This is a genomic window from Microbacterium sufflavum, assembly GCF_023091155.1.
In the GTDB taxonomy this organism is placed as follows: Bacteria; Actinomycetota; Actinomycetes; order Actinomycetales; family Microbacteriaceae; genus Microbacterium; species Microbacterium sufflavum.
Map to the genome: position 1 here is coordinate 2,055,054 of NZ_JAHWXK010000001.1, position 16,881 is coordinate 2,071,934.

Annotated in this window: 14 protein-coding genes and 1 riboswitch; of the genes, 3 read left to right on the forward strand and 11 right to left on the reverse strand. The window is 71.4% G+C overall.

The genetic code is table 11. The annotated features are described in order from the left end of the window. Positions 1-523: 523 nt before the first annotated feature. Positions 524-1,696: an N-acetylglucosamine-6-phosphate deacetylase gene (locus KZC56_RS10015; RefSeq protein ID WP_206251621.1), complete on the reverse strand. Its 1,173-nt coding sequence runs from the start codon at positions 1,694-1,696 to the stop codon at positions 524-526. Then, the gene (locus tag KZC56_RS10020; protein WP_247638480.1) at positions 1,693-3,204 is read right to left on the reverse strand and encodes a beta-N-acetylhexosaminidase; all 1,512 of its coding nucleotides are present in this window, start codon (positions 3,202-3,204) and stop codon (positions 1,693-1,695) included. The genes KZC56_RS10015 and KZC56_RS10020 overlap by 4 nt, the downstream gene beginning before the upstream one ends. A gap of 116 nt (positions 3,205-3,320) precedes the next feature. Further along, positions 3,321-3,405: riboswitch (ZMP/ZTP riboswitch) on the forward strand. 35 nt (positions 3,406-3,440) lie between these two features. On the opposite strand from KZC56_RS10020, the gene glyA reads away from it, so the two are divergent. Together glyA and KZC56_RS10030 are read left to right on the forward strand one after the other, a co-directional pair. Beyond that, entirely contained in the window at positions 3,441-4,715 is a 1,275-nt protein-coding gene (gene glyA / locus KZC56_RS10025; RefSeq protein WP_136033951.1) for a serine hydroxymethyltransferase, read from the forward strand. A gap of 117 nt (positions 4,716-4,832) precedes the next feature. Further along, positions 4,833-5,711 (forward strand): bifunctional methylenetetrahydrofolate dehydrogenase/methenyltetrahydrofolate cyclohydrolase, encoded by an 879-nt coding sequence (locus KZC56_RS10030; RefSeq protein WP_247638481.1) that lies wholly within the window; start codon positions 4,833-4,835, stop codon positions 5,709-5,711. Positions 5,712-5,833: 122 nt separating this feature from the next. Here the strand turns inward: KZC56_RS10030 and KZC56_RS10035 are convergent, their stop codons facing one another. Genes KZC56_RS10035 through KZC56_RS10070 form a run of 8 tightly spaced genes read right to left on the reverse strand, consistent with a single transcriptional unit; the run spans position 5,834 to position 14,339 of the window. Beyond that, positions 5,834-6,553 carry a DUF6882 domain-containing protein gene (locus KZC56_RS10035; protein ID WP_136036957.1) on the reverse strand — a complete coding sequence of 240 codons (720 nt, stop codon included), beginning with the start codon at positions 6,551-6,553 and terminating at the stop codon, positions 5,834-5,836. Positions 6,554-6,575: 22 nt separating this feature from the next. Beyond that, positions 6,576-7,826, reverse strand: a complete 1,251-nt coding sequence (locus KZC56_RS10040) for an MFS transporter (RefSeq protein WP_247638482.1) — start codon at positions 7,824-7,826, stop codon at positions 6,576-6,578. Between the two features lie 59 nt (positions 7,827-7,885). Then, positions 7,886-8,686: an HpcH/HpaI aldolase family protein gene (locus KZC56_RS10045; protein WP_136036959.1), complete on the reverse strand. Its 801-nt coding sequence runs from the start codon at positions 8,684-8,686 to the stop codon at positions 7,886-7,888. Next, positions 8,671-9,456 (reverse strand): fumarylacetoacetate hydrolase family protein, encoded by a 786-nt coding sequence (locus KZC56_RS10050; RefSeq protein ID WP_247638483.1) that lies wholly within the window; start codon positions 9,454-9,456, stop codon positions 8,671-8,673. Before KZC56_RS10050 ends, KZC56_RS10045 begins: the two co-directional genes overlap by 16 nt. 9 nt (positions 9,457-9,465) lie before the next feature. Continuing rightward, a complete protein-coding gene (gene hpaD, locus KZC56_RS10055) occupies positions 9,466-10,632 on the reverse strand; it encodes a 3,4-dihydroxyphenylacetate 2,3-dioxygenase (protein WP_136036961.1) in 1,167 nt (388 codons plus the stop codon). A gap of 28 nt (positions 10,633-10,660) precedes the next feature. After that, on the reverse strand, positions 10,661-12,160 hold the full coding sequence (gene hpaE / locus KZC56_RS10060) for a 5-carboxymethyl-2-hydroxymuconate semialdehyde dehydrogenase (protein WP_136033965.1): 1,500 nt from the start codon (positions 12,158-12,160) through the stop codon (positions 10,661-10,663). Then, on the reverse strand, positions 12,157-12,843 hold the full coding sequence (locus tag KZC56_RS10065) for a GntR family transcriptional regulator (RefSeq protein ID WP_136033966.1): 687 nt from the start codon (positions 12,841-12,843) through the stop codon (positions 12,157-12,159). Before KZC56_RS10065 ends, hpaE begins: the two co-directional genes overlap by 4 nt. Beyond that, positions 12,840-14,339, reverse strand: coding sequence for a fumarylacetoacetate hydrolase family protein (locus tag KZC56_RS10070; protein ID WP_372490579.1), 1,500 nt, complete (start codon positions 14,337-14,339; stop codon positions 12,840-12,842). Before KZC56_RS10070 ends, KZC56_RS10065 begins: the two co-directional genes overlap by 4 nt. Positions 14,340-14,464: 125 nt before the next feature. On the opposite strand from KZC56_RS10070, the gene KZC56_RS10075 reads away from it, so the two are divergent. Next, complete coding sequence (locus KZC56_RS10075) at positions 14,465-15,844, forward strand: MFS transporter (protein WP_136036963.1); 1,380 nt, start codon at positions 14,465-14,467, stop codon at positions 15,842-15,844. Positions 15,845-16,116: 272 nt separating this feature from the next. Here KZC56_RS10075 and KZC56_RS10080 read toward each other — a convergent pair whose 3' ends face one another. After that, positions 16,117-16,827: an IclR family transcriptional regulator gene (locus KZC56_RS10080; RefSeq protein WP_206251614.1), complete on the reverse strand. Its 711-nt coding sequence runs from the start codon at positions 16,825-16,827 to the stop codon at positions 16,117-16,119. Positions 16,828-16,881 lie beyond the last annotated feature (54 nt).

The following is a 16,881-nucleotide window of genomic DNA, read 5'->3' on the forward strand; positions in this document are numbered from 1 at the left end:
ACGACGATTGTCCCGCGAAAGTCCTGATAAGGCCACCCCTTCGTGCTCTGTTCGAAGGAGATCCATCGGGTTCTGTCATTCGGCATCCAGCCCCGAAAACTTTTTCCGAAGTCGCGTAATGAACTGGAGATCGCTTCGTCTCATCCCGTAGAGACAGCCATGCGAACTCCACCGGGGGGCGGAGTTCAGGCTCTGATGCGGGGGTTCTGCATCAGGGGAAGGGTCGAGGTCCTCGGGGGAGGAGCCCTCGGCCCCGCCCGCTCGACACGGGAGGGAACGGGCCGCCGATCTGGGGAGAACGGCGGCCCACCATCCCGCTCTACGGGAGAGACAGTCGCCGATCTGGGGAGTCCGGCGCCGGTCTTTCCCGCTCTATGGGAGAGGGGCCGCCGATCTGGGGAGAACGGCGGCCCACCATCCCGCTCTGCGGGAGAGACAGTCGCCGATCTGGGGAGTCCGGCGGGTGTCACGACCTGTTCGATCGGAGGCCGCAGCGCTGCGCGTCGCGCGGAGTGCTGTCCTTCTAGGCGGACAGTGCCTGGCCCGTCCAGACCCGCGCGACGCGCAGCCTCGCATCGAGCAGCACGGCGTCGCCGAGCATGCCCGCGCGCAGCGCGCCGAGACGCGTGTGCCGTCCGACGGCCCTCGCCGGTGTCTCGGTGAGCGCGCGCACCGCCTCGGTCAGGGGCACCCCCGCGCGTACGGCGCGCTGCAGTGCCACATCCTGCGTGAGCGTCGACCCGGCGATCGAGCCCGTGTCGTCGGCGCGCGCCACCCCGTCGAGGACCGTCACGCGAACGGCGCCGAGGTCGTACTGCCCGTCGGCGCTGCCCGCGGCGGCCATGGCGTCGGTGATCAGCGCGACCCTGGTCGGCGCCGCGTCGAACACGAGCTTCACGACAGCGGGGTCGAGGTGGATGTCGTCCGCGATCGCCTCGAGGATCACCCGGTGATCGGCGGCCGCGGCGAGCACGGGGCCAGGGGCGCGGTGGTGGATGCCGTTCATCGCGTTGAACGCGTGGGTGAGGATCGACGCTCCCGCCTCGAACGCCGCGATCGCCATGTCGGCGTCGGCGTCGGTGTGCCCCACGGCGGCCGCTGCGCCGGAGGCGACGATCTGCCGCACGGCGTCCAGCCCTCCCGGCAGCTCCGGCGCGATCGTCACCTGGCGCACGGTGCCGCGCCCCGCGTCCAGCAGCCGGGCGACGTCCCGCTCGGAGGGGTGGCGCAGCAGCGACGGCTCGTGCGCGCCGTGGTGGCCGGGGTCGAGGAACGGGCCCTCGAGGTGCGAGCCGAGCACGTCGACGTCGGTCTCGGTGAGGTCGGCGATGGTCGCGACGCTCTCCGCCAGTGCGTCCAGCGTTCCGGTCACCAGCGAGATGACGGCGCGGGTCGTGCCGTGCGCGCGGTGCAGGTCGCGCCCGGTCCGGATCGCGTCGATGCCGTCGTCGTACGCGGCACCGGCGCCGCCGTGGCCGTGGATGTCGATGAAGCCGGGGGTCAGCACGGCGCCGGGACCTGCGGCCTCCGCCGCGTCGACCACCTCGTCCGCGGACTCCCACTCCGACCCGGTGCCGCGCGAGACGACGACGCCGTTCTCGATGCGGACCCATCCGTCGTCGGTGACCTCACCGCGGTCGACGATGCGGGCGGAGTGGACGACCAGCGAGCCGGTCGCGGAGGAGTGGGTGGTCAACGTTCGCTCCAGGGGATGTCAGCGGCGGGGTGGAAATCGACCCCCTCAGCCTTCCACAGCGGCGCGAGTCGTCCGACCCGCGCCCGGAACGACTCCCAGCTCCGACCGGCACCCTCGCGCGGGGACCACGCGACCTCGGCCTGGGCCGCCGCGCGGGGGAACACCAGCTGCTCGACCTCGTCGAGCGTGCGGGTGGTCTCCGACCACAGGGGCGCCTCCACGCCGAGGATCGCGGACTCCGGCACGTCGAGCACCGCGGTCGGCTCCCACTCGTAGGCGGAGCGGACATCGATGATCGCCGCCCACGTGAGCCCCAGCGGGAAGTCCTCGGTGTACTTCATGTCGAGGTAGGTCACGTTCGCGGCGGACATGATCAGCGCGCCACCGCGCTCGACGAAGTGCGCGGCCTCCGCCGCGTGCGTGCCCTCCGGCGTGGTCTTGCCCCAGTACTGTCCGACGGTCCCCTCGGCGATGTTCGCGGCGGAGCCCATCTCGTGCCAGGCGACGGGGGTCTTGCCCTCCGCGACCACGATCGCCGTCGCGCGCTCGGCGAACAGGTCGAAGTCGGCCTGCGGGGTGCCGAGCGACTCGTCGCCGCCGATGTGGATGTATGGACCGGGCGTCGTCTCGGCGAGCTCCCGGACGACGTCGCGCACGAAGTTGTAGGTGCGCTCCTCGTGGATGCGCACGCTGGAGTGGCCGACCCCCCATCCGAGATACGTCTCGCCGGCGACCGGGAGCGGCTGCCCGAGCCGCTCGGAGTCGGCGACGAGGGCGTCGTTCAGCACCGGCTCCTCGACGAGCTCCGGATAGGCGACGCCGATCGCGTGCGTGTGTCCCGGTAGGTCGATCTCGGGGATCACGATCATGTGCCGCGTCGCGGCGTAGGCGACGATCTCGCGGTAGTCGTCCTTCGTGTAGAAGCCGCCGGGGTGACCGTCGACCGAGGTCGTGGCCGCACGCTCGGTCAGCAGCGGCCAGGCGTCGATGTGCACCCGCCAGCCCTGGTCGTCGCTCAGGTGCAGGTGGAGGTGGTTGTACTTCAGGGCGCTCGTGCTGTCGATGAAGCGCTTCACGTCGTCGACGCCGAAGAAGTGGCGCGCCACGTCGAGCATCACGCCCCGGCGCGCGAACCGCGGGGCGTCGGCGATCTCCACGTGCGGCAGCGCCCAGCCTCCGGCGTCCTCGCGCAGCAGCTGCAGCAGCGTCTGGACGCCGTAGAACAGCCCGGCCTCGTCGGCGCCGGTGACCACCGCGCGGTCGTCGATCCGCAGCGTGTACCCCTCGGCAGCCGCGACACCGCTGTCGAGGCGCAGCTCGATGTCGGCCGGCCCTTCGGCGGCCGTTTCCAGCCGCAGGCCGGTGCGGCGCTCGACCGCGGCGGCGAGCTGCGCGGCGGCGGGGGAGGAGCCGTGGATGCGGGACGTGGAGGTGATCGCGAGGCGGCCGTCGCCGACGGTGGCGGAGGCGGGGGCGGGCACGAGGGGGAGCTCGAGAGGAAGGACCATGAACAAAACCTATCGGCCGCGGACGCCCAGGGGAACAGCGGAATCGAAACGATTCTGCGTGGCCGGTCGGGCACCCGCCGGCAGCGCGCTGTCCCGCTCCGCCGATCCGCTATGCTCGTAACCGTCGCGACTGGCGTCTGGGTGGACTACCACCGGGGAGCGACTGACCACGGAATTCGACCGCGCGCCTGGGCCGATGCGAACACCCCTCGAATCCGTCGTCAAAGGAGCACGTCATGACCGACCGTTACTTCAACGCCCCGCTCGCCGAGGTCGACCCGGAGATCGCCCAGGTCCTCGACCGCGAGCTGAAGCGTCAGCAGACCTTCCTCGAGATGATCGCCTCGGAGAACTTCGTCCCCGTCTCGGTGCTGCAGTCGCAGGGCTCCGTGCTGACCAACAAGTACGCCGAGGGCTACCCGGGCCGCCGCTACTACGGCGGGTGCGAAGAGGTCGACGTCGCCGAATCGCTCGCGATCGAGCGGGCCAAGAGCCTCTTCGGTGCCGAGTTCGCCAACGTCCAGCCGCACTCCGGCGCGTCCGCCAACGCGGCCGTGCTGCACGCGATCGCCCGCCCCGGCGACACGCTCCTGGGCCTCTCGCTCGACCAGGGCGGGCACCTCACGCACGGCATGAAGATCAACTTCTCCGGCCGCCTGTACGACATCGTCGCCTACGGCGTGAACCCCGAGACCTCGACCATCGACATGGACGAGGTGCGTCGCCTCGCGCTCGAGCACAAGCCGAAGGTGATCATCGCCGGCTGGTCGGCGTACCCGCGCACGATGGACTTCGCGGCCTTCCGCGCGATCGCCGACGAGGTCGGTGCGGTGCTGTGGGTCGACATGGCGCACTTCGCCGGCCTCGTCGCCGCGGGTCTGCACCCCAACCCGGTCCCGCACGCGCACGTCGTCTCCTCGACCGTGCACAAGACGATCGGCGGCCCCCGCTCCGGCTTCATCCTGACGAACGACGCCGACATCGCCAAGAAGATCAACAGCGCGGTGTTCCCGGGCCAGCAGGGCGGTCCGCTCATGCACGTGATCGCCGCCAAGGCCACCGCGTTCAAGCTCGCCGGCACCCCCGAGTTCAAGGAGCGGCAGGAGCGCGTGCTCCGCGGCGCCGCCCTCATCGCCGAGCGCCTGTCGCAGCAGGACGTGCAGGACGCGGGCATCGCCGTGCGCTCCGGCGGCACCGACGTGCACCTCGTGCTGGTCGACCTGCGCGACGCGGAGATCGACGGCAAGCAGGCGGAAGACCTCCTGCACGACATCCACATCACCGTGAACCGCAACGCCGTGCCGAACGACCCGCGTCCGCCGATGGTGACCTCGGGCCTGCGCATCGGCACCCCGGCGCTCGCGACGCGCGGCTTCGGCGACGCGGAGTTCACCGAGGTGGCCGACATCATCGCGCTCGCGCTGCTGCCCGGCGCCGACGTGGAGGCCCTGCGCGCCCGTGTGGACGCGCTCGCCGCCGCCTTCCCGCTCTACCCCGACCTGCAGCAGTAGTCCCTCGCGCCGAGCGCACCGGATCCTGCCGAGTGCACGGCCTGCTCACGCGAGCGGGCCGTGCACTCGCCGGGAAGCCCTGCACCCGGCGGGAGGGGAGAGAAGAAGAGGAATCACATGACCGCGAAGATCCTGGACGGGAAGGCCGCCGCGGCCGAGATCCGGGCCGAGCTGACCGAGCGGGTCGCCGCACTGAAAGAGCGCGGGATCACGCCGGGCATCGCGACCGTGCTCGTCGGTGCCGACCCGGCCTCGCAGCTGTACGTCGGCATGAAGCACCGGCAGTCCGAGGCGATCGGCATGAACTCGATCCAGCGCGAGCTGCCCGCCGACGCGACCCAGGAGGACGTCGAGGCGCTGATCGACGAGCTCAACTCCGACCCCGCCTGCCACGGCTACATCGTGCAGCTCCCGCTGCCGAAGCACCTCGACACCGACGCCATCCTGGAGCGGATCGACCCGGCGAAGGACGCCGACGGCCTGCACCCGACCAACCTCGGCCGGCTCGTGCTCAACGTCAACGCGCCCATCCACACGCCGCTGCCGTGCACGCCGCGCGGGGTGATCGATCTGCTGCTGCGCAACGACTACGACCTGAAGGGGAAGCACGTGGTGGTGGTCGGCCGTGGCGTCACGATCGGCCGCTCGATCGGGCTGCTGCTGACCCGCCGTGACCTCAACGCCACCGTCACGCTCACCCACACCGGCACGGTCGACATGCCGCGCTACCTGCGGGAGGCCGACGTGATCGTGGCCGCCGCGGGCGTGAAGCACCTCATCCGCGCCGAGGACGTGAAGCCGGGCGCCGCCGTGCTCGACGTGGGCGTGACCCGCGAGACCGACCCGGAGACGGGCAAGAGCCTGGTGTTCGGCGATGTCGCGCCCGATGTGGCGGAGGTCGCCGGCTATCTGTCGCCCAACCCCGGCGGCGTCGGACCGATGACGGTGGCGCTGCTCATGACCAACGTGGTCGAAGCCGCCGAGCGCGCGGTCTGACACCGGCGGCCCGTCACCGCGGGATCGAGAAGGCGCCCCACCCGGCCGGGAGGGGCGCCTTCTCCATCCCGCAGCGCGAGGAGACGGTGCGAGGAGACGGTGCCGGCGGGAGGAGACGGGGCTCAGCGACCGTGCAGCGAGCTCTCGACGCCGCTGATGCGCGCCTGCTCGTCGAAACGGAACGTCGCGGTGCCGCTCGTGTCGACCACGGTCGCACCGGAGAACGCCTCGTCGGTCCACGTGAGCGTCCAGCCGGCCAGACGGGCGAGGTCCCACACCGACGTCCGGGCGTCGGGCAGCGCCGCACCGGAGAGCACGCGGGGGAGCGCGACCACGGCGTCGGCCACCGTGAGCGGCGCCAGCGGTGCGTCGAGGAGGAACACCGCGCGCGTGCCGCCGTCGACCGGCGCGGAGTAGTACGGGGAGCGCCCGGTCAGCTCGACCGCGACCCCGCCGACCGTGTGCGCCGCCTGCGCGATCCAGTCCGCGTCGCCCGAGGCCTCGGCCGGGAACGGCACCTCGGGGGAGGTCAGCTCGGCGACCCCGTGCTCGGTGCCGTACGCGCGCAGCTGGGCCGCGACACCCTGGGGGTCGCCCTGCGGGTGCGCCCACGCCCACAGCAGCGAGCGCGGCCCCGGGGCGATCGTCGCGATCAGGTGGGCGCGGGTCACCAGCTGCCGCGTGGGATCCGCGTTCGCCGTGAACGTGAGCGTGCCCGCAGTCAGGTCGGCATCCCAGCGGTGCTCGCCGAGCGCATCGGCAGCCGCGGAGAGGGCGTCCTGGCGGAGCGCGGTGAACAGGGCGGCACGGTCGGCGAGCGGCTGGAGGGCGGCGAAGGTCATGCCCCCAGTCTCCCCGTGATTGCTATGAATCCACCACCTCGGCGCGGGCCGGAGCGACCGCCGCCGCCGGTCGTCCCATCCGCCAGACGCTGGGGACCGCGAGCGTCGCGAGGGCGATCGTGCCGTACACCGCGCCGGACGCGATCAGCACGGTGGCCGGATCGGCCTGGGTGATCAGCCAGCCGTACAGGAGCGTGCCGATCGGCATCACCACGAAGCTGCCCAGCATGTCGTAGCTGGCGACGCGCGAGAGCTTCTCGCCGGGCACGTTCTCCATCATCGCGAGGTTCCAGCCCGTCGCGAACACCTCGGCTCCGGCCCCCGCGAGGAACGCGGCCATCGCCAGCAGCACCACCCCGGGATGCACGCCGAGCACGGTGAGCGGGATCGCGAACGCGGCCATCCCGATCATCCCGTAGCGCAGCGGACGCCGCAGCGGCACCCACATCAGCAGCACCGTCATCAGCAGCACCCCGACGCCCTCCGCGCTGAGCACCCACCCCCAGCCGGTGATGCCGAGCCGGTCGTCGTTCTTCGCGATGTAGGGCCCCACCACCCCCCACGCCCCGACGTGGATCGCGTTCATGATCATGAAGGCCAGCACGATGGTCCACAGCCAACTGCGGCTCCAGAACTCGTGCCACCCGATCCGCAGGTCGTGGAACATCGTGGTGCCGCCCTCCGCGGCGGGCGGAGGCAGCTTCACGAGCGCGAGGACCGGGATCGCGACCAGCCAGCCCGCAGCCTGCACCACCATGGCCCACGCGGGGCCGGCGGCCGCGACCACGACACCCGCGATGACCGGTCCGCCGATCGTGACGGCCGACCGCACGAACGACAGCATCGCGTTCGCCTGCTGCAGGTGCTCCGGGGTGGTCAGCTGCGGGATGATGCCCTGCATCGCCGGGAGCACGAACGCGGTGGAGGCGCCGTTGACCACCGACAGGATCGCCACCAGGGGGACCGTCGCGGTGCCGGTGAAGAGCAGGGCCGCCATCGCGCCGATCGACAGGATGTCGACGACGTAGCAGGACTGGATGATGAGCGCGCGCGGCAGGCGATCGGCGATGACCCCGCCGAACAGCACGAACACGATGTTGCTGACGGTGAACGCGGCCAGCACGATCGACAGCGACCGGGCGTCGTTGTCGATCTCCAGCACCGCGAAGGCCAGCGCGATCGACGACATCGAGCCGGTGATCATCGTGATCGCCCGCGCCAGGAAGAACCAGCGGAAGTTGCGGTCCTGCATCGCCGCGAGACCGCGGATCATCGGGACGCCTCGCTGCTGTGCACCGAGTCATCCTGCCACGGATCACGCGGCGCGGCGGGTCAGTAGCTGGAGCGCGGTGTGCCGTCCGTGCCGATGAAGCGCGTGGCCAGAGCCTCGGACGCCCGCGCGAGCAGCGCCACGTCGGCGCCCACCGCCACGAAGTCCGCGCCCGCCGCGAGGTAGGCGTCGGCCGCGGCGGGGTCGAACGCGTTCACGCCCACCGGCTTCCCGGCGTCGTGCACGGCCGTGAACACCCGTTCCACCGCGGCGACGACGTCGGGATGCGTCTGCTGGCCGAGCAGCCCCATCGACGCGGACAGGTCGGACGGGCCGACGAACACGGCATCGACGCCGTCGACCGCCGCGATGTCGGCCGCGGCCTCCACCCCCGCGGTCGTCTCGATCTGCACCGTGAGCGAGGTGTGCTGCGCCGACTCCTGCAGGTAGCGCTCGACGCGGTTCCACCGGGCGCTGCGGGCCAGGGCGCTGCCGACGCCGCGCACCCCCTCCGGCGGGTAGCGGGTCGCGGACACGGCGGCGCGGGCCTCCTCGGCGGACGAGACCATCGGCACGATCAGATTCTGCGCGCCGAGGTCGAGGATCTGCTTCAGCGCGACCGCATCGTTGAAGGGGGCTCGCACGAGCGGGGTGACCGGGTACGCCGCGACCGCCTGGAGCTGGAGGAGCACCGACTCGAGCGTGTTGGCAGAGTGCTCCATGTCGATCAGGAGCCAGTCCAGGCCGGAGCCCGCCGCCACCTCGGCGAGCAGCGGGCTGCCGGAGCACACCCACATCCCCACGAACGGCCGGTCGGACTCCGCGAGCTGTGCGCGGAACGACGGGGCTAGACGAAGCGGCATGTGATGGTTCCCATCGGTCCGTAGTCGCACAGCACCTCGTCGCCGCGCGACACCCACATCGGGCGCGTGAACGATCCTGCCAGGATGATCTCGCCAGGCTCCAGCCGCGCGCCGTGCTGGTGGAACTTGTTCGCGAGCCACGCGACGCCGGTGGCGGGGTGCCCGAGGACGCCGGCGGCCACGCCCGTCTCCTCGATCTCGCCGTTGCGCGACAGCACACCGGGCACCCAGCGCAGATCGACCTCATCGGGGCGCTTGCGCACGGTCCCCAGCACCATCGCCCCGTAGGCGGCGTTGTCGCTGATCGTGTCGACGATCGTGCGGCCCTCCAGCTCGATGTGCGAGTTGAGCACCTCCAGCGCGGGGACCGCGTAGTCGATCGCGGCCAGGGCGTCGTCCAGCGTGCAGTCCGGACCCTCCAGGGGTTCCTTCAGCACGAAGGCGAGCTCGACCTCGATGCGCACGTTCGAGAAGTGCGCGGTCGGGATCTCGGCGCCGGACTCGTAGACGGTGTCGTCGAACATGACGCCGTAGTCGGGCTCGGTGATGCCCGTCGCCTGCTGCATGGCCTTCGAGGTCAGCCCGATCTTGCGGCCCACCAGCCGGCGCCCCGCCGCGACCTGCGAGTCGCGCCACACACCCTGGATCGCGTACGAGTCCTCGACGGTGGCCTCCGGATACCGCGCGGTGATGCGCGGGATCACGCCGTGCGTGCGGTCGGCCTCGGCGAGCTCCGCCGCGATCTGCGCGATCGTCTCCTCAGACAGCATCCGTGCCCCCTAGAGCTGGTGGCCCAGCTTGTACTCGCCCTGCTTGTACTCGGGCATCGAGCCCTCGCCCTCGTCGGCGCGCGTGTACGAGAAGCCGTCGGCGCCGATCGTGACCGCCATCTCGCTGGAGTCCGTGCGGGCGACGACCGGCTGCGGGTTGCCGTCGAGGTCGAGCACGAGCGACGCGTCGGTGTACCAGGACGGCACGACCGGGGTGCCCCACCAGTCGCGGCGCTGGTTGTCGTGCACGTCCCACGTGACCACGGGGTTGTCGGGGTCGCCCGTGTAGTAGTCCTGCGTGTAGATCTCGACGCGGTGGCCGTCGGGGTCGCGCAGGTAGAGGTAGAACGCGTTCGAGACGCCGTGCCGGCCGGGGCCCCGCTCGATCGCGTCGGAGCGGCGGAGCGCGCCGAGCTTGTCGCAGATCGCGAGGATGTTGTGCTTCTCGTGCGTCGCGAAGGCGACGTGGTGCATGCGCGGGCCGTCGCCGCCGGTCGCGGCGGTGTCGTGCACGGTGGGCTTGCGGCGCATCCACGCGGCGTACACGGTGCCCTCGTCGTCCTGGATGTCCTCCGTCACGCGGAAGCCGAGGTCCTGGTAGTGGCGCACGGCGCGCGGCACGTCGGGGGTGACCTGGTTGAAGTGGTCGAGTCGAACGAGCTCACCCGGGGTGTGCAGGTCGTACCGCCAGGACAGGCGCTCGACGTGGTCGGTGGCGAAGAAGAACTCGTACGGGAAGCCGAGCGGGTCGACCACGCGCACGGAGTCGCCGATGCCCTTCACGAACCCGTCCTCCTTGCGGCGCACGTCGCAGCCGAGCTCGGTGTAGAACTCCACGGCGCGGTCGAGGTCCTCGGCCGAACGCACCCGGTACGAGAACGCGGCCACCGCGGCGATCGGGCCCTGGCGCAGCACCAGGTTGTGGTGGATGAACTCCTCGGTGGAGCGCAGGTAGATGGCCTCGTCGTCCTCCTCGGTCACGTACAGGCCGAGGATGTCGACGTAGAACTGGCGCGAGGCGGCCAGGTCGGTCACCACGAGCTCCATGTACGCGCAGCGCAGGATGTCGGGCGGGGTGCTCTTCGGCGTCGCGACGGGGTTGTCGGACTCGATCGGAGCCTCCTGGCTCACGTAGTACCCCGAGGAGGTCAGCGTCTTCTTGGTCTTGTCGGTCATGTCAGCGTCCTTGCTCGTGCGACGGGTGTCAGTTCTTGCCGAAGGTCGGGTTGTGGGGCGTGGAGGCGAGCGTGATGTGCACGCTCTGCTGGTCGGTGTAGAAGTCGATCGAGCGGTAGCCGCCCTCGTGGCCGAGGCCCGACGCCTTCACCCCGCCGAACGGGGTGCGCAGGTCGCGCACGTTGTTGCTGTTCAGCCACACCATGCCCGCCTCGACCGACTGCGCGAACGTGTGCGCGCGCTTGAGATCGTTGGTCCAGATGTACGCCGCGAGCCCGTACTTGGTGTTGTTCGCGAGCGCGAGCGCCTCCTCGTCGGAGTCGAACGGGGTGATGGCGACCACCGGGCCGAAGATCTCCTCCTGGAAGATGCGGGCGTCGGGGGAGACATCGGCGAACACGGTCGGCGCGACGAAGTTGCCCTCCTCGAAGCCCTCGGGGCGGCCGCCACCGGCGACCAGACGCCCCTCGGACTTGCCGATCTCGACGTAGCTCATCACCTTGTCGTAGTGCTCGGGGTGAACGAGCGCGCCGACCTCGGTCGCGGGGTCGTGCGGGTAGCCCACCTTCACGCGCTTCGCCTGGGCGGCGTAGCGCTCCACGAACTCGTCGTAGATCGACCGCTCGACGATGATGCGCGACCCGGCGGTGCAGCGCTCGCCGTTGAGGGAGAAGACGCCGAAGATGGTCGCGTCGACCGCGGCCTCCAGGTCGGCGTCGGCGAACACCACGGCGGGCGACTTGCCGCCGAGCTCCATCGACAGTCCCTTGAGGAACGGAGCGGCGTTGCCGAAAATGATCTGCCCGGTGCGGCTCTCGCCCGTGAAAGAGATGAGCGGCACGTCGGGGTGCTTCACGAGGGCGTCACCCGCGTCTTCACCCAGGCCGTTGACGAGGTTGAACACGCCCTGCGGCAGCCCGGCCTCCTCGAAGATGCCCGCCCACAGCGAGGCGGACAGCGGCGTGAACTCGGCCGGCTTCAGCACGACCGTGTTGCCGGTCGCGAGCGCGGGACCCAGCTTCCACGACTCGAGCATGAACGGCGTGTTCCACGGGGTGATGAGCCCGGCGACGCCGATCGGCTTGCGGTTGACGTAGTTCATCTGCTTGCCGGGCACCTTGAACGCGTCGTCGGCCTGCGCCACGATCAGGTCGGCGAAGAAGCGGAAGTTCTCGGCGGCGCGGCGGGCCTGACCCAGCGCCTGCGTGATCGGCAGACCCGAGTCGTACGACTCCAGCTCGGCGAGGCGGGCGTCGCGCGACTCGACGATGTCGGCGATGCGGTGCAGAACGCGCGAGCGCTCGCGAGGGAGCATGCGCGGCCAGGGCCCCTCGTCGAACGCGCGCTTGGCGGCGGCGACGGCGAGGTCGATGTCGGCCTTCTTGCCGGCGGCGGCCGTGGTGTAGGTCTGGTTCGTCACCGGGTCGAGCACGTCGAACGTGTCGCCGTCGACCGAGTCGACGAAGGAGCCGTCGATGTAGTGCTGGATGTGGTCGGGCAGGTCGGCGGGGATGCGGGAGTCGGTCATGATGCTTCTCCTTCGGCGGGGACGGAACGGGTGTGCAGCGCATCGAGGAACGCGTCCCTCGTGCGCCAGCGGTGGTTGCGGGCGGCGAGCTCGATCTCCAGCGGCTCGGCGCCGTCGCGGATCAGCTCGAGGATCTGGGCGTGCTCGTCCACGGAGTGGTGCGCACGGCCGGGCACGTAGGCGAACGTGGAGTCACGGATGCCGGACAGCCGGGCCCAGCCGCGGTGCACGAGGTCGAGCAGGTGCGGGTTGGGGCACGGCTCGAACAGCACCGAGTGGAACTGGCGGTTCAGCTCCGTGAACGCGTGCGGGTCGAAGTGGTCGAGCAGCCGGGCCATGCGGTCGTTGACCTCGGCGGCCTCGGCGAGGGCGTCGGCGTCGAGCAGGGGAGCGGACAGCGCGGTCGCCGCGCCCTCCACCAGCCCGAGCGTCTGCATCGTGTGGGCGTACTCGCCCTCGTCGACGAGGGTCACCCGGGCGCCCACGTTCCGCTCGAACGTCACGAGCCCCTCGGCCTCCAGTCGGCGGATGGCCTCGCGCACCGGCACCACGCTCATGCCCAGCTCGTCGGCGATCGGGCCGAGCACCAGGCGGTAGCCAGGGCCGTAGGTGTGCGCGGAGATGCGCGAGCGGATCCAGGCGTACGCCTGCTCCGACTTGCTCGCGCTCTCGACCGTGCTCACCGCTGGTCCTTCCCGGCCCCGGTGGCCTGCTCGTAGCGGGCGCGCCACTCGGCGTTCAGCGGGAAGAGACCGTCGACCGGGTGGCCGGCGGCGACCTGCTCGGCGATCCAGGCGTCCTCGACCTCCTGCGCGATCGCGTCGGCGGCGACCTCGGCCGCCAGAGCCGGCGGGATCACGATCACACCGTCGCCGTCGCCCACGATGATGTCGCCGGGCTGCACGGTCGCGCCGCCGCACGAGATGGTCACATCGACGTCCCACGGCACGTGCTTGCGGCCGAGCACCGAGGGGTGCGCGCCCTGCGAGAACACGGGGAGCCCGATCTCGGCGACCGCGTCGAAGTCGCGCACGCCGCCGTCGGTCACGACGCCCGCGGCCCCGCGATTCTGCGCCCGCAGCGCGAGGATGTCGCCCAGCGTGCCGGTGGTGGCGTCGCCCCGGGCCTCGATCACGATGACCTCGCCCTCGGCGACCGCGTCGAACGCGCGCTTCTGGGCGTTGTAGCCGCCGCCGTGCGAACGGAACAGGTCTTCGCGGAACGGCACGAAGCGCAGCGTCTTCGCGGTGCCGACGATCTTGGTGCCGGGGAGGTTCGCCGAGACGCCGTCGATGAAGCAGGAGTGGTGGCCGCGCTTGCGCAGCTGAGCCGACAGCCCGGCGGTCGGAGCCTCGAGCAGCTGGGCGCGCAGCTCGGGCGTGAGCGTGGGTGTGTCCTGTTCCGGCGGCAGGCCCGCCTCCTCGCGGGAGCCCCAGGCCTCGGTGCGCTGCAGGTCGTCGACGGCGGGAAGGGAGCCGAGGTCGCCGTCGAACGGCACCTCGCCCTGCGTCACCGTGGTCACCAGGCGGCCGGAGCTCGGAGCGCCGGGCGCGTCCGGCGCGTCGACCTCGACCTCGACCACGTCGCCCGGCACGATCACGGACGAGCCCGCCGGGGTGCCGGTGAGGATCACGTCGCCGGGCTCGAGGGTGAAGTGCTGCGACAGGTCGGCGACGAGCTGGGCGAGCGGGAAGATCAGTCCGGCGGTGGTGTCGTCCTGCCGGAGCTCGCCGTTGACCCAGGTGCGCACGCGGAGAGCGGCGGGATCGACCGTGCGGGCGTCGATGAGCTCGGGGCCCAGGGGCGTGTAGCCGTCGCCGCCCTTGGAGCGGACGTTGGAGCCCTTGTCGTTCGCGCGCAGGTCGTACAGGCCCAGGTCGTTCGACGCGGTGACCGCGCCGACGTGGTCCCACGCATCGGCGAGCGAGACGTGGCGCGCCGCGGTGCCGATCACGAGAGCGATCTCGCCCTCGAAGGCGAGCAGCTCGGTGCCGGCCGGGCGCTCGACCGTGCCGCCGGAGACGCCGACCGAGCTGGCGGGCTTGAAGAAGTAGGAGGGAGCGGCGGGGCGGCGGCCGCGCTGGTCGGCGCGGGACGCGTAGCTCAGGTGGATCGCGATGATCTTGCCGGGGCGGGTGATGGGTTCCGTCACGGGGGCGCCTCCTCGCGCTCGGTGCATGTCGTGCCGGACGCGTTGTGCGTCGTATCCGAAATCATATATCATCGTGTCACCCCTCGGCAAGCACATCGGATTCACGTCCGCGCACGCCGTGACAATGCGGTCACAAGCAAAGGAGACACCCCATGAGCGGGCAGTCACAGGATGGGTTCACGCCCACCGGAACCATCGCGACAGCGGCCGACCGGCGCCGCGTCGTGTTCGCCACCGTCGTCGGGACCACCGTCGAGTGGTACGACTTCTTCATCTACGCCACGGCGGTCGGGCTCGTCTTCGGACAGCTCTTCTTCGCGCCGCTCGGCGCCAACAGCGCCCTGGTCGGCTTCGCCACGGTCGGCGTCAGCTTCCTGTTCCGTCCGCTCGGCGCGTTCCTCGCCGGCCACTTCGGCGACAAGCTCGGGCGCAAGGCCGTGCTCATGTGGACGCTCATCCTCATGGGCGCCGCGACCGCGCTGATCGGTGTGCTGCCGACCTACGAGACCATCGGCGTGATGGCACCGATCCTGCTCGTGCTGCTGCGCATCGTGCAGGGCATCTCGGCCGGTGGCGAGTGGGGCGGCGCAGTGCTGATGGCCGTCGAGCACGCCCCGCGCAAGAAGCGCGGCATCTTCGGCGCCTCGCCGCAGATCGGTGTGCCGCTCGGACTGCTGCTCGCCTCCGGCGTCATGGCGCTCATGACGGCGATCGCCCCCGGCGACCAGTTCCTCGCGTGGGGCTGGCGCGTGCCGTTCCTGCTCAGCGTCGTGCTGATCCTCGTCGGCTACTACGTGCGCCGCCGCGTGGAGGAGAGCCCGGTCTTCGCCGAGCTCGCCGAGCGCAAGGAGAAGGCGAAGATGCCCATCGTGCAGCTGTTCCGCAAGCACGCGCTGCTCGTGATCATCGCGGCGCTCGTCTTCGCCGGCAACAACGCGGTCGGCTACATGACCACGGGCGGCTACATCCAGGGCTACGCCACCAACCCGGAGGGCCCGATCGGCCTCGAGCGCGGACCCGTGCTGTGGGCCGTCACCGGCTCGGCGGTCACCTGGCTGCTCACGACGCTGCTGGCGGGCTGGGTGTCGGACCGCCTCGGCCGTCGCACCACCTACCTCATCGGCTGGGTGCTGCAGCTGGTCGGCGTGTTCACGCTCTTCCCGCTCGTGAACACCGGCGAGATCGGCCTGCTGTTCGCCGGGCTCGCGATCCTCACGATCGGGCTCGGCTTCACGTACGGTCCGCAGGCCGCGCTCTACACCGAGCTGTTCCCGGCGAGCATCCGCTTCTCCGGCGTCTCGATCTCGTACGCGATCGGGGCCATCGCGGGCGGCGCGTTCGCGCCCCTGATCGCCACCGCGATCGTCGCGGAGACCGGTTCGACCGCGGGCGTCACCTGGTACCTCGTGGGCATGACCCTGCTGGGTCTGATCGCGACGCTCCTGCTGCGCGACCGCTCCGGCATCCCGCTGGGGCCGGATCACGAGGAGGAGCAGGCGGTCAGCCCGATCCGCGGTCTCGCGAAGGCCTGACGCCGAGGATCGATCCTGCGGGCGCCCCGTTGCCGGACGGCGACGGGGCGCCCGTTCGCATGGCCGGTGCGGTGCGCCCTCTCGCGCGTGCCCGGTGCCGTGCGCCCTCTCGCGCGTGCCCGGTGCCGTGCGTTCTCGCTCGCGCGCGCGGTGCCGTGCGTTCTCCCTCGCGCGCCGGTGCCGTGCGTTCTCCCTCGCGGGGCGAGGGTGCCATCGCGCGCCGGTGCGCGGCGATCGATCCGAGGATGCGGCGGGCGTGAGCCCGGGTGGGATCAGCCGTCGAGCGCCTCGCGGATCACGGCGGCGGAGCGTTGCAGGCGGGCGGCGATGTCGGCGTCGTCGAGGTCGGTCGCCACGTGCACGACGGCGATCGCGCACGGGCGCTGCCCGCGCAGCACCAGCGGCACGGCGACGGCCTGCACGGTGGGGATGACCTCGTCGTGGCTCGTGGCGTACCCGCGCTCCGCGGCGGCCTCGACCTCGCGTCGCAGCGCGGGGGAGATGCCGTCCGGCCGCTCGGTGACCGGGAGCTGCGCCAGGATCGCCTTGCCGGGGGCGCCCACCGTCACCGGGTGCCGGGCGCCGGGGCGCTGAGCGACGCTGGCCACCGCGTGCCGCGGCTCGACGCTCGCGAGGGTGATGCAGTCGGTGCCGTCGAGCACCGCGAGGAAGCACGTCATGCCGAGCTCGTTGGCGATCGCGGTGAGCTCGGGCAGCGCCTCGGCCTGCAGGTCGTGCGCCACGCCGGCGGCGAGGGCGGCCATGCGGGCGCCGAGGCTGACGGCGCCCGCCGCGTCGCGGTTGACGAGCCCGTGGTCCTCCAGGGTGCGCAGGAGGCGGTAGGCGATCGAGCGGTGCACGTCGAGCCGCGCGGCGATCTCGTCGATCGTGAGCGCATGGCGTGCGTCGGACAGCACCTCCAGGATGCGTATCCCGCGGCTGAGCGTCTGCGAGGCGGGCGCGGCGGTCGGGCTCTCGGACATGCGGCTCCTTGCGGCGCGCGCGGCGCCGGTTTAGGCTGTGTTCAATAGTAGAAC

Excerpts from the sequence above, each read along its gene's own strand:
- KZC56_RS10075 (WP_136036963.1), top strand. The coding sequence starts at position 14,465 with ATGAGCGGGCAGTCACAGGATGGGTTCACGCCCACCGGAACCATCGCG.
- KZC56_RS10070 (WP_372490579.1), bottom strand. The coding sequence starts at position 14,339 with ATGCACCGAGCGCGAGGAGGCGCCCCCGTGACGGAACCCATCACCCGC.
- hpaD (WP_136036961.1), bottom strand. The coding sequence starts at position 10,632 with ATGACCGACAAGACCAAGAAGACGCTGACCTCCTCGGGGTACTACGTG.
- KZC56_RS10050 (WP_247638483.1), bottom strand. The coding sequence starts at position 9,456 with ATGCTGTCTGAGGAGACGATCGCGCAGATCGCGGCGGAGCTCGCCGAG.
- KZC56_RS10080 (WP_206251614.1), bottom strand. The coding sequence starts at position 16,827 with ATGTCCGAGAGCCCGACCGCCGCGCCCGCCTCGCAGACGCTCAGCCGC.
- KZC56_RS10045 (WP_136036959.1), bottom strand. The coding sequence starts at position 8,686 with ATGCCGCTTCGTCTAGCCCCGTCGTTCCGCGCACAGCTCGCGGAGTCC.
- KZC56_RS10030 (WP_247638481.1), top strand. The coding sequence starts at position 4,833 with ATGACCGCGAAGATCCTGGACGGGAAGGCCGCCGCGGCCGAGATCCGG.
- glyA (WP_136033951.1), top strand. The coding sequence starts at position 3,441 with ATGACCGACCGTTACTTCAACGCCCCGCTCGCCGAGGTCGACCCGGAG.
- hpaE (WP_136033965.1), bottom strand. The coding sequence starts at position 12,160 with ATGACCGACTCCCGCATCCCCGCCGACCTGCCCGACCACATCCAGCAC.
- KZC56_RS10020 (WP_247638480.1), bottom strand. The coding sequence starts at position 3,204 with ATGGTCCTTCCTCTCGAGCTCCCCCTCGTGCCCGCCCCCGCCTCCGCC.
- KZC56_RS10040 (WP_247638482.1), bottom strand. The coding sequence starts at position 7,826 with ATGATCCGCGGTCTCGCGGCGATGCAGGACCGCAACTTCCGCTGGTTC.
- KZC56_RS10035 (WP_136036957.1), bottom strand. The coding sequence starts at position 6,553 with ATGACCTTCGCCGCCCTCCAGCCGCTCGCCGACCGTGCCGCCCTGTTC.